The following is a 23,355-nucleotide window of genomic DNA, read 5'->3' as shown; positions in this document are numbered from 1 at the left end:
AAACTCCAGTCGGTTCGAGAAAAAAAGCAGGAGGGCCTGCGGGTTGAAAAAAATCTGCCGGTCGCTCAGAAGGCGCCGCCGATGGCATGCCGTGCCACGAAGTGGCCGGGCGCCACCTGCACCAGCGGCGGCACGTCGGGCTCGTCGCCCACGGCGCGGATCGGGCTCGGGATCTCGCCTTCGAGCAGCGCGCGCGGCTTGTGGCGGCGCGACGGGTCGGCCACCGGCACCGCGGCCATCAGCTTGCGGGTGTAGGCGTGCTGCGGCGCTTCGAACACGGCGCGGCGCGGGCCGATCTCGACGATCTGGCCGAGGTACATCACGGCCACGCGGTGGCTGATGCGTTCCACCACCGCCATGTCGTGCGAGATGAAGAGAAAGGCCACGCCCAGCTCGCGCTGCAGGTCGAGCATGAGGTTGACGATCTGCGCCTGGATCGACACGTCCAGCGCCGACACCGATTCGTCCGCCACCACCACCTTGGGGTTGAGCGCGAGCGCGCGTGCGATGGCGATGCGCTGGCGCTGCCCACCCGAGAACTCGTGCGGATAGCGCTGCGCCACCTCGGGCGGCAGGCCGACCTTCTGCAGCAGCCAGTCGACGCGCTGCTGCGCCTCGGCGCCCTTGGCGATGTTGTGGATGAGCAGCGGCTCCATGATCGAGAAGCCCACGGTCACGCGCGGATCGAGCGAGGCGAACGGGTCCTGGAAGATGAACTGGATGTTGCGGCGCAGGGCCTGCAGCTCGCGCGTGGGCAGCTCGCGGATGTTCTGGCCGCCGAACTCGATCGCGCCGCTCTGGCTCTCGACCAGGCGCAGCAGCGAGCGGCCCGTGGTCGACTTGCCGCAGCCCGATTCGCCGACCAGCGCCAGCGTCTCGCCGGGGTAGAGGTCGAAGCTGATCTTTTCCACCGCATGCACGCGGCGCTTCACGCGGCCGAACAGGCCGCTGCGCACGTCGAAGCGCGTGACGAGGTCGCGCACGCGCAGGATCGGGCCCGCGCCCTCGCGCACGGTGGTCTGCGGCGTGGTGTGGGTGGACGGCACCGTCTCGGGCGTGCCCTCGGTGCGCAGCAGCTCGAACTTGGCGGGCAGGTCGGTGCCCTGCATCGCGCCGAGCTTGGGCACGGCCGACAGCAGCGCCTTGGTGTAGGGGTGCTGCGGCGATGCGAACACCGTATCGGAACTGCCCGCTTCGACCTTGTCGCCGCGGTACATCACGAGCACGCGGTCGGCAATCTCGGCCACCACGCCCATGTCGTGCGTGATGAAGAGCACGCCCATGCGCATCTCCTTCTGCAGCTCGCGGATGAGCTGGAGGATCTGCGCCTGGATGGTCACGTCGAGCGCGGTGGTGGGCTCGTCGGCAATCAGCAGCTGCGGCTTGCACGAGAGCGCCATCGCGATCATCACGCGCTGGCGCATGCCGCCCGAGAGCTGGTGCGGAAAGCGGTCGAGCACGTTGCGCGCTTCGGGAATGCGCACCAGCTCCAGCATGCGCAGCGCCTCGGCGCGCGCGGCCGTGTTGCTCTTGCCCTGGTGGATGCGGATGGCCTCGGCAATCTGCTCGCCGGCGGTGAACACCGGGTTGAGCGAGGTCATCGGCTCCTGGAAGATCATCGCGATGTCGGCGCCGCGGATGTTGCGCATCTCGGTGTCGCGCGCCTGTGCGAGGTCGAGCACTTCGCCATTGCGGCGGCGAAACGCCATGCTTCCGCCCAGGATGCGTCCGCCGCCGTGTTCCACCAGCCGCATCAGCGCGAGCGAAGTCACCGACTTGCCCGAGCCCGACTCGCCCACCACCGCGAGCGTTTCGCCATGGTCGACGTGGAAGGAAAGGTTCTTGACCGCATCGACCGTGCGCTCGGAGGTCGAGAACCGCACGGTGAGATCGTCGACGGCGAGAACGCGGCCGTCTGGCAGGGCGAGGGAAGGGGAGGACATGGTGCGAGAAAAAAACGTGTGCGTGTCAGGCGAAGATGGCTGTTGCGGGTGCCTCGTCGCCGCGCGCGTGGCCGCGGTACATGCCTTCGGTGTTGAAGGCGAGGCTCAGGTTGCCGTGGCGGTCGATGGCGATCAGCCCGCCGGTGCCGCCGATGGCGGGCAGCGACTGGTGCACCACGGCGTGCGTGGCCGCTTCAAGCGTGGCGCCGCCATAGGCCATGCGGGCGCAGATGTCGTAGGCGGCGGCGACGCGGATGAACATTTCGCCGCTGCCGGTGCAGGACACGGCGGCGGTGCGGTCGTCGGCATAGGTGCCGGCGCCGATCAGCGGCGAATCGCCGATGCGGCCGACGCGCTTGTTGGTCATGCCGCCGGTCGAGGTGGCCGCGGCCAGGTGGCCGTGCATGTCGAGCGCGACCGCGCCCACGGTGCCGAGTTTCTTGTCCTCGTCGAGCGGCGGTGTCATGGCCGCGCCTTCGTGGTCCGTCACCACGCGGCCGGTGTCGCGCACGCGGTAGAGCTGCTGGCGCCGCGCCTCGGTGGAGAAGAAGAAGGGCTCGACCATTTCAAGGTCGTGCTCGCGCGCGAAGGCTTCGGCGCCCGCGCCGGCCAGCAGCACGTGCGCGCCGTCCTCCAGCACGGCACGCGCGGCGCGCACCGGGCGGCGCACGTGGCATACGCCGGCAATGGCGCCGGCCGCGAGCGTGGCGCCGTCCATCACGGCGGCGTCGAGTTCATGGGTTTCCTCGTGCGTGAACACTGCGCCGTGGCCCGCGTTGAAGAGCGGGCACTCTTCGAGCAGCTCGACCGCGAGGCAGGTCGCGTCGAGCGCGGATGCGCCCTTGAGCAGCTGCGCCTGCGCGGCCTGCACGATCTTGCGCAAGGCGTCGTGGTAGGCCTGCGCCTGCGCCGCGCTGGTGGTGGCGGCGCTGATGGTGCCGGCACCGCCGTGGATGGCGATGACGGGCGTGATGCTGTTGTTCTTCATGAGGAGGCTTTCTTCTTTTTCCTGGTGGCCCCGGCCGGTGCCGCGCCGGCGGGCAGTGCCGAGGAGACTTCCGCCCGCGGCAGGCCCTGCGCGCCATGCAGCCAGGGCCGCACCGCCTGCAGGATGCGGCTCGCGGACTGCACCGCGCGCGGCGCACGCAGCGCCACCGCGCTGGTCAGTGCCTCGATCAATGCCAGCACGCTGGTTTCGCAGTTCGGCCGGTAGCTGGTCTCGGTCTGGCAATAGAGCGCCACGTCGGCCAGCGGGGCGAGCGGCGAACTCGGACGGTCGGTCAGCGCCAGCACGGCGCAGCCCTGGCCCTTGGCGATCTGCGCCAGCGCCACCGTGTCGGTGAGGTAGCGCGGAAAGGTCAGGCCGATGAACAGGTCCTGAGGGCCGGCGTGCGTGAGCGTGCGCGCCGCATGCGTGACGCCGCTGACGCTGGACAGCATCCGCACGTCGTTGCAGCTGCCGTCCAGCCCGTGCTGCAGCAGCCCCGCGAGCCAGGCGCTGGCGCCGAAGCCGCCGATGTAGATCGAGCGCGCCTTCAGGATGCGCTGCACCGCGGCGTCGCAGGCGGCGTAGTCGAGCGACTGGCGCGTGGCCTCGATGTTGCGCCGGCTCTCGTCGAGCGCGGTGGCAAACACCTCGGCCACCGTGGTCGGATGTTCCAGGTTGCCGCGCAGCCGCTCCACCGGCGCCACCAGCGATTCGAAGCCGCGCACGAGCTCGGCGCGGAAGGTGGCGTAGCCGTCGAAATCCAGCGCCCGTGCAAAGCGGTTGGCCGTGGCCACTGACACGCCGACCGCGGCCGCGAGCTCGTCGATCGGCAGCGTGGCGACTTGCAGCGGGTGCTCCAGCACGAAGTCGGCCACCTGGCGGTGCGAACGCGTCAGCCGCGGCAGCGCCTGCGCAATGCGCTGGGCCACGGTGGTGCCATTGGTGTCGACGTTGGTGCTCATGGGGCGGGCGATGCACCTCGAAGGGTGCGCGTAATGAAAATGAATTTACAAATATATGTCAGATAAGAAAATTTTCTGTCATTTTCGAACGATATCGCAAGTAGCGGGCCAGGAACGAGGGGTTTTGGCGTGAAACCAAGGGATTACCCTGACTTCATCTTGGAAGTCCACCATGCGGCTTCTTGACTCTCCCACGGTGTGAAGGCCGAGACTTTGTTCTTTGTTGGCTCTGGAAGGAGAATTCCATGGAACATCCCACGGTACCGGCTGCTGGGACACGCTTGTCGGTTGCGGACCTTGTTGCCCGGTCTGGCGCATCTGCGCAACTGCTGCGCGACTGCGAGTCGCTCGGACTGCTCGACGGCTTGGCGCGTACCGACGGCGATGGCTGCCGCTATGACGAACGCGCCGTGCCGACGCTGCGCTTCGTGCGAAGGGCGCACGCGCTGGGTTTCGAAACACCGGAGGTCGTCGAGCTGCACGCCTTGTGGCGCGACGGACATCGCGCGAGCTTCAATGTGAAGCGCGTCGCGCTCGAGCGGGCCGACGACCTCGCGCAGCGGATCGAGGAGCTTGCGCACATGCAGCGCCTGCTGGAGCGCCTGGCCCATTGTTGCGAAGGCGATGAGCGTCCGGAATGCCCGATCCTGGATGAGCTGGCCGGGCTTGAGGGGTTCGCCGGCTGCGAGGCGCGGTGAGCCGGCCGGCCCGCGCAGCGGGTTATGCCGCCGCTTTCTCCTTCTGCATGAACACGCTCAGCGGATCGTCGGGATAGTCGCCGAAGCGCTCGCGCCGCGCATAGCCCGCGCGCGCATAGAACGCGAGCGCCTCGGGCTGGTGCACGCCCGTCTCCAGACGGAACACGGCGCATCCGCATGCCGCTGCTTCGGCTTCGAGAAAGCCCAGCACCTTCGCGGCCACGCCTTGCCCGCGGCTCTGTGGGCGCACGTACATGCGCTTGAGTTCGCCGTAGCCGGGGTTCATGACCAGGGCGCCGCAGCCGATGGCCGTGCCGGCCTCGTCGCGCGCGACCGCAAAGAGCACGTGGGCCGCCGACAGCGCTGCAATGTCGATGCCGTAGTGGCTCTCGGGCGGGTACAGCGGCTTCTGGTACGCATCGAGGTCATTGATGAGCTGGATGACGTCGGGTTGGCCGGGGCGTTCGAGGGCAATGTTCATGCGGACGACTTCATTGGTTCACGGAATCTTATGGTGGCCCGGGGGCCAAAAGAAAACCCGCAGAAGCAGGTTTGGGAAAGTTTTGCGGTGGTGGGCGCGTCAGGGCTTTTCGCGGCTTTCCCGGAACCACTTCAACCGGCGCTCTACCTCGTCAGGCGGAAATTTCCCTTCGGCTGCCAGTTTCCTCAGCGCTCGCTCGTGCGCGCGATACAGCGCGTCCTTCAGGAGTGCCATCTTGCGTTCGCCGCAAGGAGCGCAATCGTAGAAGCCCGGTGGACTGGCCGCGAGCTTCATCTTTGCGTCGTACTCTTGGGTGCTGATCCGCCCCGTGGGCTCAACGCCCATGGCGAGGACCTTCCCGTTCTGGAAGGTAACGAGCACGCTCCCTTTACACCCCGTGGTGTCGGTGTTTTCGGGGTTGTAGGCCTTCCATGAAACCCTGCGCATGTGCTGCAAGGCAAAGCGGACATCCTCTTCTGTCAGCACGACATCGTCGCAGTCAAGGACGTCCTTGTCTTCCCAGGCAGTTCGGCCTGAAGGTTCTGTGATCTCCACTTTCTGCACATATGCGAGGGGATAGCGCCTGTCGGCCGCCCGCGCCGGGGACCCGACTGCGGCCAAGATCAGCGCCGCCACGGTCGCGAGAATATGGGTCTTGTTCATGGCGTTGGTACGGGAAGACTCCAGTTTGCGCCTCGCGCTTCCGTTGGATTCTTTCTGCTGACCACGGGATGACGAAAGATTTCACTCGAAGGAATCTGCATGGAATCTTCAAGCGCCTTGACAAGCCAGGAGAGAGATAGATTTTGAGCCGCAGTCGGGGTAGCGAATATGCCGAACTCACCTCGTTGTCTTTCGAGCGTCCACTTTGCTGGTTCACCAATTGGCTTGAAGCCTACCGGCAGCGCTGCCCTGCCAACCATCTCTATCCCGATGGCCTCCACGTTGCTCGGATAACGATCACTGGGCGGCTTGCGCATTTCAATGCGATGCATTCCTTCCACTCCTGCATTCGCATAGTCGCGCAGGTTGCACGGCATTGCGGCCCCTACGGCGAGGCATCTCGCCTTCAGCGGTCCGACGTGATTCGTGCGCTGATAGATTGCAGCGGTCTGATAGATGGTTCCATCCGTATCGATGAGAAAGTGCGCGCCATTCGCCTTCGGGCGCTTGTAGCTGTTCAATGAAGACGCCGAGGTATCGGCATCGGTCTGATGCACGACGATGCCCGTGATTGCGCCGGTTCGCCTGCCTCGTTCGATTACGGGGCTGCGAGCATTTCTGACTCGCGCGTGACTAATCATTCCGTTTTCGTCAATTTCGACAAGCATGTGGTTCCTCCTGAAAATTTATTAGTTGTCGTTTTCTCTTGAGAGGCGTTTCTTGCGGGATCAGACGCCGCGCACAGATCGCCTCTCGCGGCACATGCTACAGGCCTCCGAACGGGACTCAGTGAAGGCTTTGTTAACTACTCCTGGTCCGCATCAACATGTTCGACAGCGCGGAGTACTGGCACCAGCAGGGATTCCTCGAGCGCAATCCCAATCCCGTCTAGGACGGCGCGAGCCCAAGCACCCAGCGCTCGAAGTGCTCCAGCGCCCCGGAGGCCGGCCGGCCCTCGGGGTAGGCGAAGTAGTAGCCCTGGCGCACCTCCAGGTGCCGGTCGATCGGGATCACGAGCTCGCCGGTGCGCAGCTCGCGCTCGATCAGGATGCGCGGCGCCAGGCCCACGCCCATGCCGGCGGCCGCGGCGGCGGTCACCATGGTGAAGAGCTCGTAGCGCGGCCCGCGCGAGGCGTGCACCGTGTAGTCCCAGCCCTGCTGCGCATACCAGTCGCGCCAGGCATGGGCGCGCGTGCCCAGGTGCACGTGGCGGCAGCGCTCGAAGGCCGATTCGTCCCACGGCCCGTTGGCATCGCGGAAGGCGGGGCTGCAGACCGGCACCATCTGGCCTTCGGAAAAGATCAGCCCGCCCTGGGTGCCGGGCCAGAACTGGTCGCCGAAATAGATGGCCGCGTCGTAGGCGTTCTCCTGGAACGAGAAGGGCTGCGAGCGCGCCGAGAGATTGACGGTGATGTTGGGGTGCCGCCGGCTGAAATCGGGCAGCCGCGGGATCAGCCATTGCGTGGCGAAGGTGGGCACTACGGCCACTTCGAGCACGAAGCCCATGTCGTGGCCGGCGCTGATCTCCTGCGTGTCGCGCCGGATCTGGTCGAGGTGGCGGCGGATGCGCGCCGCGTACTCGCGCCCGGTGTCGGTGAGCGTGAGGCGCCGCCGCACGCGCGAGAACAGCGCCACGCCCAGCCGCTGCTCGAGCGTGGCCACCTGCCGCCCGACCGCGCTTTGCGTGAGCGCGAGTTCGGCCGCCGCGCGGGTGAAGCTCCCCAGGCGCGCCGAGGCCTCGAAGGCCTGCAAGGCACCCAGGTTGGGAATGTCTTTTCTCATCGTTGCTATTCTGCGTGCCGGGCTCGCGTTTTTTTTTGCGGCGGCTCGCCCGGATTGGATCTGTCGGCGAACAGCAAGAAAGGAATTTCATGCGTCGTGTGGTGATCATCGGCGGCGGTGCCATCGGCTCCGCCATCGCCTATTTTCTCAACCGGGATCCGCAGGAGGAGCCGTTCGACGTCACCGTGGTCGAGCGCGATTTTTCTTACACGCAGGCCTCGTCGGCCTTGTCGGCCAGTTCGATCCGGCAGCAGTTCTCGAGCGCCATCAACATCGAGATGTCGCTCTACGGCATCGACTTCTTCCGCCAGCTGGGCGAAAACCTGCGCGTCGGCGACAACGTGCCCGACATCGGCCTGGTCGAGCCGGGCTACCTGTACCTGACGCCGCCGGAGGGCGTCGAGGTGCTGCGCGAGAACCACGCGGTGCAGAAGGCGCACGGCGTCGATGTGGTCCTGCTGGCGCCCGACGCGCTGCAGGCGCGCTTTCCATGGATGTCGGCCGAGGGCATTGCGCTGGCCTCGCTGGGCCTTTCGGGCGAGGGCTGGTACGACGGCTACAGCCTGTTGCAGGCCTTTCGCAAGAAAGCCATTTCGCAGGGGGCGCGCTATGTGCAGTCGCAGGCCACGGGATTGAAGCGCAGCGGCCGCGTGGTGGCGGGCGTGGAACTGGACATCGGCAACGTGCTGGAGGCCGACGTGGTGGTCAATGCCGCCGGCGCCTGGGCCGCGAGGGTGGCGGGCTGGGCCGGCATCGATCTGCCGGTGCGCGCGCGCCGCCGCATGGTGTTCAGCTTTTCGTGCCCCGAGACCCTGCCGGGCTGCCCGCTGGTGATCGACACCTCGGGCATCTGGCTGCGCCCCGAAGGCCGGCGCTTCATCTGCGGCTTTGCGCCGCCCCAGGACCGCGACCGCGACGACGCACCGCTCGAAGTCGACTACCGCGTCTTCGACGATTTCATCTGGCCCGCATTGGCGCGCCGCGTGCCCGCCTTCGAGGCCATCCGCATGACCGGCGCGTGGGCCGGCTACTACGAGATGAACCTGTTCGACCACAACGCGATCCTGGGCCTGCATCCGGACTGCGACAACCTGTTCTTTGCCAACGGCTTTTCCGGGCACGGGCTCCAGCAGTGCCCGGCGGCGGGGCGCGGCGTGGCGGAACTCATCCGTTATGGCAAATACCGCAGCCTCGACCTGTCGCCGGTGTCGTTCGCGCGGATTCTGGAGAACCGGCCGCTCGTCGAGAAAAACGTGATCTAGCCTCGGCGCGGGTGGAGGCGTACGATCTTTCCAAGCAAGTGAGGGTCTCATCATCATGACTGCACAGGCATTGATCGACACCGCCCGGGCGCTGGTCGCCGGCGACAAGGGCTTGCTCGCGATGGACGAGAGCAACGCCACCTGCCACAAGCGCTTTGCCAAACTGGGCATCCCGCAGACCGAGGACGCGCGGCGCGACTGGCGCGAGCTGATCGTCACCGCGCCGAACCTCGGCGCCTCCATCAGCGGCGCCATCCTCTTCGACGAAACCATGCGCCAGCGGACGAAATCGGGCGCGTCCTTCGTCTCGGTGCTCAGCGGCGCGGGCATCATTCCGGGCATCAAGGTCGACACCGGCGCGAAGCCATTGGCGGGCCACCCCGGGGAGACTGTCACCGAAGGCCTGGACGGCCTGCGCGAACGGCTGGCCGAATATGCCGGCATGGGCGCGCGCTTCGCCAAATGGCGCGGCGTCATCACGCCCGGCACCGGCCTGCCGAGCCGTGCATGCATCGAGGTCAACGCCCATGCGCTGGCCCGCTACGCAGCCTTGTGCCAGGAGGCCGGGCTTGTGCCCATCGTCGAGCCCGAGGTGCTGATGGAAGGCGACCATTCCCTCGCGCGTTGCGCGGAAATCACCGAGGAGACGCTGCATGCGGTGTTCGCCCAGCTGCGCCTGCAGGGCGTGCTGCTCGAAGGCATGCTGCTGAAGCCCAACATGGTGCTGCCCGGGCAGGACAGCCCGAAGCAGGAGAGCGTGGAGGAAGTCGCCGACGCCACGGTGTCGTGCCTGCGGCGCACCGTGCCCGCGGCCGTGCCGGGCATCGCCTTCTTGTCGGGCGGGCAGTCGGCGCAGCTGGCATCGGCCCGGTTGAATGCCATGAATGCGAGAGCCGGTTCGCGCCTGCCATGGGCGCTGGCGTTTTCGTATTCGCGCGCGGTCCAGCAGCCGGCGCTGGACGCCTGGAAGGGCGACGCCGCCAACGTTGCCGTGGCGCAGCAGGCGCTGGTGCACCGTGCCCGCTGCAACCAGGCTGCGCGCCGCGGCGCCTACGATGCGCGGGCCGATGCGCCGGCGCCCGGCTGAGGGGCTTCAGCCGCCCTTTGCCGCATTCACCAGCACCGGCGTCGGCCGGTAGCTTTCGGGAAACAGCTTCTTCAGGTCGTCGATCTTGGGCAGGTCGTTGAACACGATGTACTCGTGGCTCGGATGGCGCGTGAGGAAGTCCTGGTGGTAGGCCTCGGCCGCATAGAAGGGCTTCGACATTTCGATGGTGGTGGCCAACTGCCTGTTGAAGGTCTTCGCCTGGTTCAGCTGCGCGATGTAGGCCTTCGCAACGCGGGCCTGTTCAGGGTTCTCGGCAAAAACGGTGGAGCGGTACTGAGGGCCGACGTCCGGCCCTTGCCGGTTGAACTGGGTCGGGTCGTGCGCCACCGAGAAATAGATCTGCAGCAGCTTGCCGTAGCTGATCTGCCGCGGGTCGTAGGTGATGCGCACCGCCTCGGCATGGCCGGTGCGGCCCGAGCCCACGTCCTCGTAGCGCGCCGTCTTGGCGTCGCCGCCGGCGTAGCCCGACACGGCGTTGTTCACGCCCTTGACGCGCTGGAACACGCCCTGCACGCCCCAGAAGCAGCCGCCGGCGAACACGGCGGTGTCGTACTTCAGGGTGGGCGGGGCGGCGAGGTCGACCGCGGCCGCCGGCACGCGCCGGGCCGGCTCTGCGACCGAAGGTGCGGCATGCCAAGCCAGCACCGCGGCGGCGAGCATGCCTGCGGTGAGTGCGGGGAATCTCATGTGCTGTCCTTGAAGGAGGCTTGGAGGCCAGGCCGGTGGAAGCGACATTGCCGCCGATTGCGGCGGGCGTCAATGCCGCGTACCCCTGCTGCTTACTTCTTCATCTCGTCCTTGCCCATCGCGTCCTTGGACATGCCGTCCTTCTTCATGCCGTCCTTGGACATCCCGTCTTTCTTCATGCCGTCCTTGGACATGGCGTCCTTCGCCATCGAATCCTTCTTCATGCCGTCCTTGGCCATGGAATCCTTGGCCATGCCGTCCTTCGCCATGTCGTCGGCGGCGAAGGCCGAGGCGCCGGCAAAGGCGATGCAGGTTGCGAACAGGGTTGCAGTGAGCTTGTTCATTCGGAATCTTCCAGTTGAGGTTTCATTTTCAAGAGAATGGCGCGGTCCCACTGGGAACACGGCCTCGCGCTTTCATCGGCAGTCGAGCCGCACGGGTGCGGCTCAGCTCCCTCCGAACCAGTTGTAGCCCTGGTCTTCCCAGTAGCCACCGGAATAGGTGTTGGTGACGAACATCGCCTTGATGTGCTTGGGGTTCTTGTAGCCAAGCTTGGTCGGCATCCGCAGCTTCATCGGAAAGCCGTACTTGGGCGGCAGGGGCTGGCCGTCGTAGCTGAGCGTGAGCAGCGTCTGCGGGTGCAGCGCGGTCGGCATGTCGATGCTGGTGTAGTAGTCGTCGGCGCACTTGAAGCCGACATACCTGGCGGTGGTGTCCGCGCCGATGCGGCGCAGGAAGTCCGCAAAGCGCACGCCGCCCCACTTGCCGATCGCGCTCCAGCCCTCGACGCAGATGTGGCGCGTGACCTGGTCGTGCTGCGGCATGGCGCGCAGCTCGGCCAGTGTCCAGCTGCGCCTGTCGGCGACCATGCCTGTCACTTCGAGCTTGTAGCCGGCCTCGTCGACCTCGCGGACCTCGTCCTCGCCGTAGTAGGCATTGAACGGAAAGGGCCGGGTGATCATCGATTCCGGGTAGGTTTCGGCGAGCTGCGTCGGGCTGAAAATGAGGCCCTGCACCTTGTCATTGAAGCGCGAGATCTTCGAGAGCGCCGCTTCCACATGGCTGTCGTCGCTGATGCTGCATCCCGTAAGCAGCGAAAGGCCGCCGAGCGTCAGCGAGCGCTGCAGGAAGGCGCGGCGCGCGGGCTGGTCGAGCTGCTTCGCGATCAGTGTGCGGGCCTCGCGCACCACGGCGTCGGCATCGACGCCGATCATCTTTGGGGCTTTGAAGATTCTCATATCAGGCTTTTGGCGCGCGGCCGCGGATCATGGTGAGAAGGGTGCGGGGCACCAGCGCCACCATCACCAGGTGTAGGGCGACGAAGGCGATCAGCGAGGCCATGCCGAAGAAGTGGATGCGGCGCGCAAATTCGTAGCCGCCCAGCAGGTCGCGCAGCACGGCGAACTGCACGGACTTCCACAGCACGAGGCCCGAAAGCACGATCACGGCGATGTCGAGCATCACGAACAGGTAGGCCAGCTTCTGCACGCTGTTGTAGCGGCGCGGGTCGGCATGCGAGAGCCGGCCCTTGAGCGCGGCCAGCGCGTCGTGCCAGACACCGGCCGGCGTGACCGGAAAGAACCTGGCGGCCAGCCGGCCGCTCGCGATGTTGATCGCCAGGTAGACCAAGCCATTGAACACCAGCAGCCACATGGCCGCGAAATGCCATTGCAGCGCACCGCCGAGCCAGCCGCCCAGCGTCACCGCGCCCGGAAAGCGGAATTCAAAGAGGGGCGATGCGTTGTAGATGCGCCAGCCGCTCGTCACCAGCACCAGCACCGCAAGGGCATTGAGCCAGTGCGTGATGCGCATCCACAGCGGGTGGATGGGGCGGGCATCGGGTGCGGTGCTTGCGATGGCGGTGCTGGTCATGGAGCCGATTCTTGGGCGCACCCCATGGCCGATTCATCACGCAGAGTTCAATTAATCGTGATAACTCCGAAAGCCGGTTGGCGGGACAATCGGTGCCATGGACACTGCCAAACGCGTGCTGATCGTCGAGGACGACGCCCACATCGCCGAACTGCTGCGCATGCACCTGCGCGACGAAGGCTATGTGATCGAACACGCCGCGGACGGCCACGCGGGCCTGCGCGAACTGGAGCGCGGCCATTGGGACGCGCTGGTGCTCGACCTGATGCTGCCCGGCGTGGACGGCCTCGAGATCTGCCGCCGCGCCCGCGCCATGGCGCGCTACACGCCGATCATCATCATCAGCGCACGGTCGAGCGAGGTGCACCGCATCCTTGGCCTGGAGCTGGGCGCCGACGACTACCTGGCCAAGCCCTTCTCGGTGCTGGAACTCGTGGCGCGCGTCAAGGCGCTGCTGCGGCGCACCGATGCGCTGGCGCGCAATGCCCGCCTGGAGTCGGGCAGCCTCACGCTGGGCAACCTGGACATCGATCCTGTGGCGCGCGAGGTGCGCGTCGATGCCAGGCTGATCGAGCTCACGCCGCGCGAGTTCGACCTGCTGTACTTCTTTGCGCGCCATCCGGGCAAGGTGTTCTCGCGGCTCGACCTGCTCAACCAGGTCTGGGGCTACCAGCACGACGGCTACGAGCACACGGTCAACACGCACATCAACCGGCTGCGCACCAAGGTCGAGGCCGATCCGGCCGAGCCGCGGCGCATCCTGACCGTCTGGGGGCGGGGCTACAAGCTCTCGCCCACCGGAGCCGGCGAGGAAGGGGGCGCGTGATGGCCTGGGCCAGTTGGGCCACGCTCTCGCGCCGCCTCTCGGTGGTGTTCGCGCTGCTGCTGCTGGCCTGCTGCGGCGCCTCGGCCTGGCTGCAGGTGCGCGCGAGCGGGCTGCACGGGCAGGAGGTGGTGCAGCGCCTGTCGATGGGGCTGGCGGCGCACATCGCCGAGAACTCGGAGCTGATGCGCCCCGGCGGCCTCAACCAGGCCGCGGTGAAGGACCTGTTCGACAAGCTGATGGCGGTCAACCCCGCCGTGGAGGTCTACCTGCTGGGGCTGGACGGCCGCATCGAGGCCCAGGCCGCGCCGCCCGGGCACCTGAAGCGCGACCGTGTGGCACTGGAGCCGATCCGCAAGCTCCTGTCGGGTGCTGCGCTGCCCATCGTGGGCGACGATCCGCGCAGCGCGGATGCGGCCAAGGTGTTCAGCGCCGCGCCGCTCAAGGTGGGCGGACGGGATGCGGGTTATGTCTACGTGGTGCTGCAGGGCGAGGACTACGACGCGCTGGCGGCCAGGCTCGCGGCCGACAACCTCTTGCGCACCACGCTCTGGTCGATGGCGCTGGTGGCGTTGCTCGGCCTCATTGCGGGCCTGGCGGCGTTCCGGCTCATCACGCGGCCGCTGCGCGAGCTGACCCAGGCCGTCAAGCGCTTCGAGACCGAAGGCCCGGCTTCGCCCGGGGGCGAGGCGCCCACCCTTGCGCGGCTCTCGCGCGGCGGCGACGAGATCGCGCTGCTGGGCCAGGCCTTCACGCAGATGACGCGCCGCATCGCCGAGCAATGGCGCGAACTCACGCTTTCGGACCAGCAGCGCCGCGAGCTCTTCGCCAACATCTCGCACGACCTGCGCACGCCGCTCACTTCACTGCACGGCTATCTCGAAACCCTGCTGCTCAAGGCCGGCTCGCTGAGCGAAGAGGAGCGCCGGCGCTACCTGGAAATCGCGCTCGGCCAGAGCCGCAAGGTGGGCCGGCTCGCACAGGAGCTGTTCGAACTGGCGCGGCTCGAATACGGCGTGGTCAAGCCCGAGAAGGAGAACTTCGCGCTGGCCGATCTCGTGCAGGACGTGTTCCAGAAATTCGAACTCGCGGCCGAGGCGCGCCACCAGCAGCTCAGGCCCGACATCGCGCCGGGCCTGCCGGTGGTGTCGGCCGACCTCGGGATGATCGAGCGCGTGCTGACCAACCTGCTGGACAACGCCATCCGCCACACGCCGGCCGGCGGCCAGATCGAGGTGCAGCTGCGGCCCGCCAGCTCGGGCGTGGCGGTGCAGGTGAGCGACACGGGCCCGGGCATTCCGGGCGAGCTGCAGAAGGGGCTCTTCGTGCGCCCGGTGTTCTTGAGCGGGGCGCGCAGCGACGGTTCCGGCAGCGGCGGGCTGGGCCTGGTGATCGTGCAGCGCATCCTGCAGCTGCACGGCAGCGACATCCGGCTCGTGCAGCAGCCCGACAAGGGGGCGGTGTTCCGCTTTCAGCTAGGCGGCGCCACGGCCGCCTGAAGCGCCTCAGGCTTCGGGGCCGACGTGCCGGTTCAGCCGCTCGATGAGCCCCGGCAGGTCGAAGCCCTGCGACGCCACCGACCTGGGCAGCGCATGGAAGAGGCGCGGCATCAGGTAGATGAGCACGAAGCGGTCGTCCTGCCGCCACTTGAGCACGTTCGCCCAGACGATCCGGCTCTCGCCGTGCGGGGCGCGAAGGCGCAGTGCGTCGTCCAGCAGCTCCGCAGAAAACTCTTCGCGGATCGCCTTGTACTTGCGGTAGTGCCGGCGGGCCGTCATCGGCATGACGAAAACGCGCATGGCCAGCAGCACGCCCGCGCCGCCGGCCAGGCCGCCCAGCGCGCTCGCCTGGACCTGCCGCGTGCCGAAGACCGCCGCCAGCACGAGCAGCACGGCCGCGGCCCCCAGGAGCCAGCGCGCTGTGCGCGGCAGGCGCGCGTAGAGCTTCATGGCGTCGACATAGTCGTCCTCGGAGATACTGAATGTCGCGGTCATCGTGCAGCGCTCGTGGGTGGCCTGTGGGTGGAGGCGATGCTACAGCGCGGGCGCCCAGCATCGGCCGATCCACCTGCCGATCCCGCCGCTCAGGGCGGGCAGGGGCGTGCCGCGGCTGCGCCCGGACGCGTCGCCTTGCTGGTGGGGCTTTCGTCCAGCGTGCCGAGCGGGCGCGTGAACGTGCAGCCGTAGGCCGGGTCCGCCACCGTGGCAGCGGTGACCACGTCGTCGCCCGCCGGCTTCACGCCGTCGCGCTCCCACTTGACCATCGCGTCGAAGGCCTCGACCTGTTCGGCGATCGTGAAGTCGCAGTGCGAGATGCCGCGCACCGCGCGCTGCACCAGCCAGCCGCCGTTGCCCTTGGCCGCCACGCGCTGGTGGTAGATCTGCTCCATGCTGAAGGGCACGTACAGGTCGCCCAGCGTGTGCAGCGTGACCACCGGAATCCTGAACTCGCCATTGGCCTTGGGAATCCAGCGCAGGCCGTCGGTGCGCAGGCGGTTGGCATCGGCCGCCGCGGTCAGCTTGAGCACCGAGGTGTTCAGCGCCGTGGTGCCCGGCACGTCGCCGTCGATGGTGTAGGTGAAGCGGTTGGTGTCGAGCGTGCTCCGGTTCAGGATGCCGTTGACCGTGCCATCGCTGCCGAACACGCCCCATACCGCCGCGAAAGAGCCGCCCTGCGTGAAGCCCAGGTCGAACATCGGCCGCTCGCCGCCCGTGAGGTTCTTCACCACCGAGCCGAACTTCAGGCCGGTGGCCGTGGGCGTGCCCGGGAAGGCGGTGTACAGCGTGCCCGTGACCTGCGCCCGGATGTCCAGCCAGTTGACGCTCGGGTACTTGGGCAGCCCTGCCAGCGCCTGCGCGGCAACCTGCGCGCCCGCAAAGTAGTCGAACAGTTCGGTGTCGCCCATCACGCCGCACATCGGCACCGCGCCGTGGTACTTCATCTTGTGGTTGGCGGTGGCGTAGGCCTCGTCCTCGATGGCCGCCGCCGTGATGTGGCCGCCCATCGAATGGCCCGTGATGTAGATCCTCGAGGGCGCCGCGAGCTCGCGGCCGTTGGCCTTGGCGATGGCGTTGAACTGCAGGGCCAGCGCGTTGGTGTCTTCCACGCCCGCGCGCACGTCGTAGAAATTCTTGCTGTAGCTCGAGGCGGCCCAGGCGTAGCCGTTCTGGATCAGGAAGCGGCGGATGGAGGGGTTGTTCACCTGCAGCAGGTTGCTTTCGCCGGCGTAGCCATGCGCGTACATCACGAGCTTGCCGTTCCAGTTGGCGGGCACCTCGACGCGGTACTGCGCGCCGCCGAGCATGCCGGCCCAGCGGCTGGTGGTGGTGTTGTCGACGGTGTCGCCGGCGTCGGAGGCGAGCGCCGCGAAGGTGGTGGCCGCGGGATCGGCGGGCGCGAAGGAGTTGCGGCTGTCCTGCAGGCGGGTTTCTTCGGGCGGCGGGGGAGGTGGAGGAGGCGGTGCCGGCGGCGCGGGTGCCGGCGCCGGCGGCAATGGCATGAAGGCAAAGCCGTTGCCGCCGCCGCCCCCGCCGCAGGAGGCGACGGCAAGGCTGGCTGCAAGGGCAAGAAATGTCAGGCGTGCGGAATGCATGGGATGTCTCTCTCCGTTCTTGTGTTGTTGGGAAGAAGCCCGGCGCAGCGCAGCCTCGCGCGGCCGTAGAGAACGACCGTGCTATTTCGCTGGACCGGCGGCGCAGCGTAGGGGCGTTGCCGGGCGCATCGGCCCGGGCTTTCCCGTAGCTGCTATCTCCTGCGCGACACCCGCGCGCGCTGCGTCAGCCCTTGCGGCGCGTCACCACCACGGTGGCTTCGAGGCCGTCGTAGGCCTCGGCATCGCCATACCAGCTGCCCGAGATCGGCGCGGCCTGTGCCGGGTCGCGCGTGACGCCGACGCGGATCAGCTGGCCGCTGCCCATGAGGTTGTTGGTGGGATCGAAGGCGAGCCAGCCGATGCCCGGCAGGTAGGCCTGCAGCCAGGCGTGCGTGGTGCCGGCGCCGGTCATCGATTCGCCGGGCGCCTGGGCCGCGCGGTCGAGCGCGGCGTCGTACAGGTAGCCCGAGACGAAGCGCGTGGCAATGCCCAGCCGCCGCGCGGCCTCCATCATCAGGAGCGCGTAGTCGCGGCAGCTGCCGCTGCCCAGCGCCAGCGTCTGCAGCGGCGTCTGCGTGCCTTCCTCGTCGCGCGCCTTGTATTCGAGGCTCTGGCCGATGTGCGCGTTCATGCGCGCGAGCACTTCGCGCGTGCTGTTGGGCTGGTCGGTGTGCAGGAACTGGTGGGCCCAGCGGATCAGCGTGCCGTTGGCATCGTCGTCGTGGTGCGGGCGCAGGTAGTGCTCGAGGTCGAGCCGCTCCTGCACCGAATAGGCGAAGGGCAGGAACTCGGCGGCCGGATCGAGCGCGAGCTGGTCCTGCTGCGCCGGCACGTGCTCGATGGTGAAGGAGCACACGATGCGCAGCTCCGTGGCCTCGCCCATGGGCTGCACCAGCGCGACCGAGTTCGAATGCGGGTCCTGGATCAGCCGGGTGAACGACTCGGGACTCACCTGCAGGTCGGTGGCGAGCACGCGCAGGTCGTGGCTGTCGCGCGGGCGGAACATCACCCGGTGCAGACCGAAGGTGACCGGCTTCTTGTAGCGGTAGACGGTGGTGTGCGTGATGTCGTATTGGATGGCCATGCGCTGCATTCTGGGGCCTTGGCGCGGCAGTGCCTACGCTTGCGTTCGCGCGGTCGAGAGCGCCTTGGCCAGGTTGGCCGGCAGCGGCAGCGGTTCGCCATGCCATTGCGCGGCCAGCAGTTCGGCGCACAGGGCGGCAAAGCTCAGGCCGCGCGAGCCCAGCGCGGTGCAGGCCCAGGGGCCCGGCGCACCGGACGCCTCATCGGCATCGAGCGGGCCGACCAGCGGCCGGCGGTCGCCCGATGCGCAGCGCACGCCGACCCAGGCGTGGACCTGGCCGCGGTCGAAGCTCGCAGCCAGCGCGGCGGCCGCGGCGGGATGCAGCCGCTCCAGGCGCTCGCGGTTGGCGGTGGCATCGGCGCCGTTCGCCTCGAGATTGGTGCTGTTGCGGTCGAAGGTGGCGCCGGCCAGCCAGAGCTGGGTGCCGTCGCCGTCGGCGGGTACGTGCGCGATCAGGTGGCCGTCGCCATTGACGGGTGTCGCGGGCAGCCCGTCATGCGCCACCATCGCGCCCCACATGACCTGGCCGCGCACGGGCTGCAGCGGAAGCCTCGGTGCGAAGCGGCCCGATTCGAAGCCCGCGGCGATCACCACGCGCTCCGCCTCGGCCAGCAGCCGGTCCGCCGCATCGAACAGCTGCCACGTGCCGCCGCCGTGCGCCATGCGTGCCACCCGTGCGTTGCCGCGGAATTCGATGCCCGGCCCGCGCAGCCAGGCCGTGATCAGCCGTTGCGGCCGCACCCAGCCCGCGCGCGCATGCCAGAGGGCCGGCGCGTCGGCCGGCAAGCGCGCCTGTGCCAATTGCGCGGCGCTCGCGGGCCACGACTCGTTGGGGCCGCTGTCGCTCCACCCGGCGGGCACGCGCGTGTCCCCCTCGGGCCGGCGCTCCAGCACGCCGCTGGCGCGCCAATCGCGGCCTTCCTCCAGCAGGCGTTCCAGTTCATGCCAGGTCGCGCGGATGCCGGCGCGCGTGAGCCGCGACAGCAGGGCGTCGTCTGGCGAGACATGCGGCGCCATCACGCCGACCGGCAGTCCGGACGCACCGGCCGCAGGACGATCGGCCGCATCGAGCACCGTGACCTGCCATCCGCGCCGCGACAGGCTGGCCGCCACGGCCGCGCCGGCCAGCCCGGCGCCGATCACGGCGCAGCGGCCCGGTGCTTCGACGTGCTCGGGCGCGGGGCCGCGGCGGCGCACCGTCCAGGCCGGCGCGAACACGCCGGCGAGGCAGTCGCGCTTGGGCGGCAGGCCTGGGCGCCTTTTGAGCTGGAAGCCGTTCTGCGAGAGCGCATCGCGCACCGCACGGGCATAGGTCCAGGTGGCAAGGCCGGTGCCTTGGCGCGCAAAGCGCGACACCGCCTTCAGCGTGTCGGGCGACCACATGGCGGGGTTCTGCTGCGGGCTGAAGCCGTCCAGGAAGAGGCTGTCGGCCTCGAAGCGCTGGGCGCGCAGCATCGGCTGCACGTCGCCGATGCACAGCGTGAGCAGCACGCGGCCGGCGTCGAAGGCCAGCCGGTGAAAGCCCGGCAGCAGCCCGTGCCACTGCGCGGCCAGTTGCTCGGCCAGCGGCATCAGCTCGGGGTAGGCCCCGGCGGCGCGCAGCAGGTCATGGGGCCCGACCGGGTACGCCTCGACCGAGACGTAGTGCAGCATCCGCGGCCGGTTCGCATCGGCGCGCCAGGCCTGCCAACTCGTCAGGAAATTGAGGCCGAGCCCGAATCCGGTTTCGAGAATCCGCCATTGCGGCCGTCCGGACCAGGCGCCGGGCAGGCCGCAGCCGCCCAGGAACACATGGCGCGACTGCGCCAGCGCCCCGGTTTCGGTGTGATAGATGTCGCCGAAGCGCTCGCTCGACGGCACGCCGTCGGCGCGCCAGGCGACGGGCTCGGCGGCCAAGACGGGCTCAGTTCGAGGGGGGAACGTAGCCCTGCGCGACGTCCGCGCCTTCGCCGAAGAAGTGCTTTTCCATCTGGCGGGCCAGGTACTGGCGGGCGCGCAGATCGGCCAGGTTCAGCCGGTTTTCGTTGACCAGCATGGTCTGCTGCTTGAGCCAGGCGGCCCAGGCTTCCTTGCTGACGTTTTCCCACAGGCGCTTCCCCAGTTCCCCGGGATAGGGCGGGAAGTCGAGCCCTTCGGCTTCTTTGCCGAGCTTGATGCACTGAACCATGCGTGCCATTTTTGATTGCCTCTGGTGGGGAAAGCGGTTGCTTAGTTGATTTGGCTATTTAGAACTGAAAACTCGGTCGTTCCAGTTTCTATATGTCGTATTGAGAATACGCAGCTTCATTGATATGCCTTTTTGAGCAAGACACCATGAGCCTTCGCCGCGACTTTATCAAGCTTTCCCTGGGTGCCGGCGTGGCCGGCGCCATGGCCCTGACGGCATTGCCGTCGTTCGCGCAGGGCGCGGCCCCCGTGACGCTGCTCAACGTGTCGTACGACCCGACGCGCGAGCTCTACGTCGACTACAACCGCGCCTTCGCCAAATACTGGAAGGGCAAGACCGGCCAGGACGTGACCATCAAGCAGTCGCACGGCGGCTCGGGCAAGCAGGCCCGCTCGATCATCGACGGCATCGATGCCGACGTTGCCACGCTGGCGCTGGGCGGCGACATCGACGCGCTCGCCACGCACGGCGGCTTGGTCAAGGCCGACTGGCAAAAGCGCCTGCCGCAGAACTCGGCGCCCTACACCTCGACCATCGTGTTCCTGGTGAAGAAGGGCAATCCCAAGGGCCTGAAGGACTGGGACGACCTCGTGAAACCCGGTGTGCAGGTGATCACGCCCAACCCCAAGACCTCCGGCGGCGCGCGCTGGAACTACCTGGCTGCCTGGGAATTCGCCAAGCGCAAGTACGGCAGCGACGCCAAGGCCAAGGAATACATCGGCAGCCTGTTCAAGAACGTTCCGGTGCTCGATGCCGGCGCGCGTGGCGCCACCATCACCTTCGTGCAGCGCGGCGTGGGCGACGTGCTGCTGGCCTGGGAGAACGAAGCCTTCCTGGCGCTGAAGGAATTCGGCGCCGAGAAGTTCGAGATCGTGGTGCCGTCGATCTCGATCCTGGCCGAGCCCACCGTGGCGGTGGTCGACAAGGTGGTCGACAAGAAGGGCACCCGCGCGGTGGCCGAGGAATACCTCAAGTACCTGTATTCGGACGAAGGCCAGGACATTGCGGGCCGCAACTTCTACCGCCCGACCTCGGAAAAGGCCAAGGCCAAGTACGACAAGCAGTTTCCCAAGCTCACGCTGGTGACCATCGACCAGGCCTTCGGCGGCTGGGCCAAGGCCGACAAGGAGCACTTTGCCGACGGCGCTTCGTTCGACCAGATCTACACGACCAAGCAGAAGTAATCCGCCTCGCACCTCGAAGCGAAATCCCGAAGAAAACCGAAAGTCCCTCCGTGTCCGTTCTCCTGATTGCCGGCAGTCCCTCCGCACCTTCGCGTTCCAGCGCATTGCTCGAGGCCGTGGGCGAGCGGCTGGCCGGCCGCAGCGCGCGCATCGAACGGCTCGCGATCCGCGACCTGCCGGCCCAGGCGCTGCTGCTGGCGGACTGGAACCATCCGGCCATCGAGCGCGCGATTGCGCAGGTGGCGCATGCGCGCGTGGTCGTGGTGGCGACGCCGGTCTACAAGGCCGCCTACAGCGGCGTGCTGAAGGTTTTTCTCGACCTGCTGGCGCAGAACGCGCTCAAGGGCAAGACCGTGCTGCCGCTAGCCACCGGCGGCAGCCCGCACCACATGCTCGCGCTCGACTACGCCTTGCGGCCGGTGCTGCATGCGCTGTCGGCGCGCCACATCCTGCCGGGTGTCTACGCGACCGATTCGCAGATCACGCTCACGCCCGAGAACGCCTACCAGGTGCATACCGACCTGGCCGAGCGGCTCAACGAGGCCGTCGAGGTGCTTGCGACCGAAGGGCTGAAGCTGCCCGCCACGCACGGCTTCGAACCCGTGCCGTTCTCCAGGGTGCGATGTAGTGTCTAGAACGGGTTCTTGATCGAACCCGAGTCCGGCCAGCCCCATTCCTGTTCCCGCTCTTTGAAGCCGCCGCTGCGCGGCCAGGGCGCAGCCTTGCCCGAAGTTTTTGCACAAGGAATCACGCATGAACCCCGTCGCCACCGAAGACTCCGCACTCGACGCGCAGCCCCGCTCCATCTGGAAGGCGCTGCGGGACCTGGCCATCAGCACGATCGTGGTGACCGCCATCGCGCTCATCGTCGGCTTCATCTCGGCCTGAGGCCACCTGCATCCGCATCCGCATTCGAAAAGGACGAGTCCATGACTTCCATCTCCATCCCGCGCCGCCGCCTGCTGCAAGGCGCCGCAGCCGCCGCAATCGCGTTGCCTTCCTTCGCCGCGCTGGCCCAGGCGCCGGCGCGGCAGCTGCGCATCGGCCACCAGAAGGGCGCCCTCAGCATCCTCAAGGGCCGCGGCACGCTCGAGAAGCGGCTGGCGCCGCTCGGCGTCGCCGTGAAGTGGACCGAGTTCACCGCCGGCCCGGTGCAGCTCGAGGCGCTGAACGTCGGCTCCATCGATTTCGGCGACGTGGGCGAGGCGCCGCCGATCTTCGCGCAGGCCGCCGGCGCGCCGCTGGCCTACGTGGCCACCACGCTGCCGCGGCCCCAGTCGGAAGCGGTGCTGGTGCCCAAGGGCTCGGCCATCAGGACCGTGGCCGAGCTGAAGGGAAAGAAGGTCGCGCTCAACAAGGGCTCGAACGTCCACTACTTCATCGCCAAGCTGATCGAGAAGCACGGCCTTGCCTACAGCGACCTGAACCTCGTCTTCCTGCCGCCGGCCGATGCGCGCGCGGCCTTCGAAAAGGGCTCGGTCGATGCCTGGGTGATCTGGGATCCGTTCCTTGCCGCGGCCGAGAAATCGCTCGAGGCCCGCGTCCTGGCCGACGCGACCGGCGTGGTGGGCAACCGCGGCTATTACTTCTCGTCGCTCGGCTATGCGGCCAAGAACGCCGACGTGCTGGCCATCGCGATCGAGGAGATCAACAAGGTCGACGTCTGGGGCACCGCCCACAAGGACGATCTTGCCGCCGAGTTCGCGGCCCTGTGGGGCCTGCCGAAACCGGTGGCCGAACTGACGGTGGCACGCGCGGCCTACGGGACCAGTCCCATCAGCAAGGCCGTGCTTGCCGAGCAGCAGAAGATCGCCGACACCTTCTTCGACCTGAAGCTGATCCCCCGAAGGATCAGCGTGCTCGAGGCCGCCGCGGCGGGCATCGCGTGATGCCGGAAGCCTTGCGCGATCGCGCCGCCCGCGTGCTGGCCACGACCACGCGCGCCTGGGGCCTTGCCGAGCGGCAGCGTGTGCGCGCCGCATCGCCGCGCTCGCGCTGCGCGCTGCCCCGCGTGCGCGGCGCCTTGTTCGCGATCTGACGCAGCACCACCGAAAGACGA

26 protein-coding genes are annotated in these 23,355 nt (G+C 67.9%); 10 read left to right on the top strand and 16 right to left on the bottom strand.

Annotated features, from left to right (window positions below):
• Positions 1–65: 65 nt before the first annotated feature.
• Genes AC1DSC_RS08595 through AC1DSC_RS08585 form a run of 3 tightly spaced genes read right to left on the bottom strand, consistent with a single transcriptional unit; the run spans position 66 to position 3,893 of the window.
• Complete coding sequence (locus tag AC1DSC_RS08595; protein WP_436287770.1) at positions 66–1,943, bottom strand: dipeptide ABC transporter ATP-binding protein; 1,878 nt, start codon at positions 1,941–1,943, stop codon at positions 66–68.
• A gap of 25 nt (positions 1,944–1,968) precedes the next feature.
• The gene (locus tag AC1DSC_RS08590; protein WP_436287769.1) at positions 1,969–2,931 is read right to left on the bottom strand and encodes an isoaspartyl peptidase/L-asparaginase family protein; all 963 of its coding nucleotides are present in this window, start codon (positions 2,929–2,931) and stop codon (positions 1,969–1,971) included.
• The gene (locus AC1DSC_RS08585; RefSeq protein WP_436287768.1) at positions 2,928–3,893 is read right to left on the bottom strand and encodes a MurR/RpiR family transcriptional regulator; all 966 of its coding nucleotides are present in this window, start codon (positions 3,891–3,893) and stop codon (positions 2,928–2,930) included. The genes AC1DSC_RS08590 and AC1DSC_RS08585 overlap by 4 nt, the downstream gene beginning before the upstream one ends.
• Positions 3,894–4,138: 245 nt before the next feature.
• Between AC1DSC_RS08585 and AC1DSC_RS08580 the strand changes: the two genes are divergently transcribed.
• Positions 4,139–4,591, top strand: coding sequence for a MerR family DNA-binding protein (locus tag AC1DSC_RS08580; protein WP_436287767.1), 453 nt, complete (start codon positions 4,139–4,141; stop codon positions 4,589–4,591).
• Between the two features lie 22 nt (positions 4,592–4,613).
• On the opposite strand, the gene AC1DSC_RS08575 is transcribed toward AC1DSC_RS08580, so the two are convergent.
• The 4 genes from AC1DSC_RS08575 to AC1DSC_RS08560 all read right to left on the bottom strand — a co-directional run bounded on the left by AC1DSC_RS08575 (position 4,614) and on the right by AC1DSC_RS08560 (position 7,517).
• The gene (locus AC1DSC_RS08575; protein ID WP_012748099.1) at positions 4,614–5,072 is read right to left on the bottom strand and encodes a GNAT family N-acetyltransferase; all 459 of its coding nucleotides are present in this window, start codon (positions 5,070–5,072) and stop codon (positions 4,614–4,616) included.
• A 99-nt stretch (positions 5,073–5,171) separates the two neighbouring features.
• Positions 5,172–5,735, bottom strand: a complete 564-nt coding sequence (locus tag AC1DSC_RS08570) for a hypothetical protein (protein ID WP_436287766.1) — start codon at positions 5,733–5,735, stop codon at positions 5,172–5,174.
• Positions 5,732–6,403, bottom strand: a complete 672-nt coding sequence (locus AC1DSC_RS08565; protein WP_436287765.1) for a peptidoglycan recognition protein family protein — start codon at positions 6,401–6,403, stop codon at positions 5,732–5,734. The genes AC1DSC_RS08570 and AC1DSC_RS08565 overlap by 4 nt, the downstream gene beginning before the upstream one ends.
• A gap of 220 nt (positions 6,404–6,623) precedes the next feature.
• Positions 6,624–7,517 carry a LysR substrate-binding domain-containing protein gene (locus AC1DSC_RS08560; protein WP_012748096.1) on the bottom strand — a complete coding sequence of 298 codons (894 nt, stop codon included), beginning with the start codon at positions 7,515–7,517 and terminating at the stop codon, positions 6,624–6,626.
• Between the two features lie 89 nt (positions 7,518–7,606).
• Here AC1DSC_RS08560 and AC1DSC_RS08555 point away from each other — a divergent pair, with 89 nt between their 5' ends.
• On the top strand, positions 7,607–8,779 hold the full coding sequence (locus AC1DSC_RS08555; protein WP_012748095.1) for an NAD(P)/FAD-dependent oxidoreductase: 1,173 nt from the start codon (positions 7,607–7,609) through the stop codon (positions 8,777–8,779).
• Positions 8,780–8,834: 55 nt separating this feature from the next.
• Positions 8,835–9,866: a class I fructose-bisphosphate aldolase gene (locus AC1DSC_RS08550; protein WP_436287764.1), complete on the top strand. Its 1,032-nt coding sequence runs from the start codon at positions 8,835–8,837 to the stop codon at positions 9,864–9,866.
• A gap of 6 nt (positions 9,867–9,872) precedes the next feature.
• On the opposite strand, the gene msrA is transcribed toward AC1DSC_RS08550, so the two are convergent.
• The 4 genes from msrA to AC1DSC_RS08530 all read right to left on the bottom strand — a co-directional run bounded on the left by msrA (position 9,873) and on the right by AC1DSC_RS08530 (position 12,446).
• On the bottom strand, positions 9,873–10,574 hold the full coding sequence (gene msrA, locus AC1DSC_RS08545) for a peptide-methionine (S)-S-oxide reductase MsrA (RefSeq protein WP_436287763.1): 702 nt from the start codon (positions 10,572–10,574) through the stop codon (positions 9,873–9,875).
• A 92-nt stretch (positions 10,575–10,666) separates the two neighbouring features.
• On the bottom strand, positions 10,667–10,918 hold the full coding sequence (locus AC1DSC_RS08540; RefSeq protein WP_012748092.1) for a pentapeptide MXKDX repeat protein: 252 nt from the start codon (positions 10,916–10,918) through the stop codon (positions 10,667–10,669).
• A gap of 102 nt (positions 10,919–11,020) precedes the next feature.
• Complete coding sequence (locus AC1DSC_RS08535; RefSeq protein WP_436287762.1) at positions 11,021–11,812, bottom strand: molybdopterin-binding protein; 792 nt, start codon at positions 11,810–11,812, stop codon at positions 11,021–11,023.
• A 1-nt stretch (position 11,813) separates the two neighbouring features.
• On the bottom strand, positions 11,814–12,446 hold the full coding sequence (locus AC1DSC_RS08530; protein WP_018904535.1) for a cytochrome b/b6 domain-containing protein: 633 nt from the start codon (positions 12,444–12,446) through the stop codon (positions 11,814–11,816).
• Between the two features lie 97 nt (positions 12,447–12,543).
• On the opposite strand from AC1DSC_RS08530, the gene AC1DSC_RS08525 reads away from it, so the two are divergent.
• Both AC1DSC_RS08525 and AC1DSC_RS08520 read left to right on the top strand, forming a co-directional pair.
• Entirely contained in the window at positions 12,544–13,272 is a 729-nt protein-coding gene (locus AC1DSC_RS08525) for a response regulator transcription factor (RefSeq protein ID WP_018904534.1), read from the top strand.
• Positions 13,272–14,768, top strand: a complete 1,497-nt coding sequence (locus tag AC1DSC_RS08520) for a sensor histidine kinase (protein WP_018904533.1) — start codon at positions 13,272–13,274, stop codon at positions 14,766–14,768. Before AC1DSC_RS08525 ends, AC1DSC_RS08520 begins: the two co-directional genes overlap by 1 nt.
• 6 nt (positions 14,769–14,774) lie before the next feature.
• On the opposite strand, the gene AC1DSC_RS08515 is transcribed toward AC1DSC_RS08520, so the two are convergent.
• The 5 genes from AC1DSC_RS08515 to AC1DSC_RS08495 all read right to left on the bottom strand — a co-directional run bounded on the left by AC1DSC_RS08515 (position 14,775) and on the right by AC1DSC_RS08495 (position 20,121).
• Positions 14,775–15,263: a YcxB family protein gene (locus AC1DSC_RS08515; RefSeq protein WP_436287761.1), complete on the bottom strand. Its 489-nt coding sequence runs from the start codon at positions 15,261–15,263 to the stop codon at positions 14,775–14,777.
• A gap of 89 nt (positions 15,264–15,352) precedes the next feature.
• Positions 15,353–16,861 (bottom strand): alpha/beta hydrolase family protein, encoded by a 1,509-nt coding sequence (locus AC1DSC_RS08510; protein WP_436287760.1) that lies wholly within the window; start codon positions 16,859–16,861, stop codon positions 15,353–15,355.
• A 184-nt stretch (positions 16,862–17,045) separates the two neighbouring features.
• Positions 17,046–17,945, bottom strand: coding sequence for a transglutaminase family protein (locus tag AC1DSC_RS08505; RefSeq protein ID WP_230537788.1), 900 nt, complete (start codon positions 17,943–17,945; stop codon positions 17,046–17,048).
• Between the two features lie 33 nt (positions 17,946–17,978).
• Positions 17,979–19,841: a bifunctional tRNA (5-methylaminomethyl-2-thiouridine)(34)-methyltransferase MnmC2/FAD-dependent 5-carboxymethylaminomethyl-2-thiouridine(34) oxidoreductase MnmC1 gene (mnmC, locus tag AC1DSC_RS08500; RefSeq protein ID WP_436287759.1), complete on the bottom strand. Its 1,863-nt coding sequence runs from the start codon at positions 19,839–19,841 to the stop codon at positions 17,979–17,981.
• A 7-nt stretch (positions 19,842–19,848) separates the two neighbouring features.
• A complete protein-coding gene (locus AC1DSC_RS08495) occupies positions 19,849–20,121 on the bottom strand; it encodes an oxidative damage protection protein (protein WP_012748083.1) in 273 nt (90 codons plus the stop codon).
• A 137-nt stretch (positions 20,122–20,258) separates the two neighbouring features.
• Between AC1DSC_RS08495 and AC1DSC_RS08490 the strand changes: the two genes are divergently transcribed.
• The 5 genes from AC1DSC_RS08490 (at position 20,259) to AC1DSC_RS08470 (ending at position 23,334) form a co-directional block, all read left to right on the top strand.
• Positions 20,259–21,296: a sulfate ABC transporter substrate-binding protein gene (locus AC1DSC_RS08490; protein WP_436287758.1), complete on the top strand. Its 1,038-nt coding sequence runs from the start codon at positions 20,259–20,261 to the stop codon at positions 21,294–21,296.
• 50 nt (positions 21,297–21,346) lie between these two features.
• Complete coding sequence (gene ssuE / locus AC1DSC_RS08485) at positions 21,347–21,931, top strand: NADPH-dependent FMN reductase (protein WP_027730598.1); 585 nt, start codon at positions 21,347–21,349, stop codon at positions 21,929–21,931.
• Positions 21,932–22,049: 118 nt separating this feature from the next.
• The gene (locus AC1DSC_RS08480) at positions 22,050–22,184 is read left to right on the top strand and encodes a hypothetical protein (RefSeq protein ID WP_012748080.1); all 135 of its coding nucleotides are present in this window, start codon (positions 22,050–22,052) and stop codon (positions 22,182–22,184) included.
• 41 nt (positions 22,185–22,225) lie between these two features.
• On the top strand, positions 22,226–23,185 hold the full coding sequence (locus AC1DSC_RS08475) for a sulfonate ABC transporter substrate-binding protein (RefSeq protein WP_012748079.1): 960 nt from the start codon (positions 22,226–22,228) through the stop codon (positions 23,183–23,185).
• Entirely contained in the window at positions 23,185–23,334 is a 150-nt protein-coding gene (locus AC1DSC_RS08470; RefSeq protein ID WP_307592676.1) for a hypothetical protein, read from the top strand. The genes AC1DSC_RS08475 and AC1DSC_RS08470 overlap by 1 nt, the downstream gene beginning before the upstream one ends.
• The last annotated feature ends 21 nt before the right edge of the window (positions 23,335–23,355 follow it).

The sequence above is a fragment of the Variovorax sp. 01N425 genome, assembly GCF_056399465.1.
This window is presented reverse-complemented; position numbering and strand designations above follow the sequence as displayed.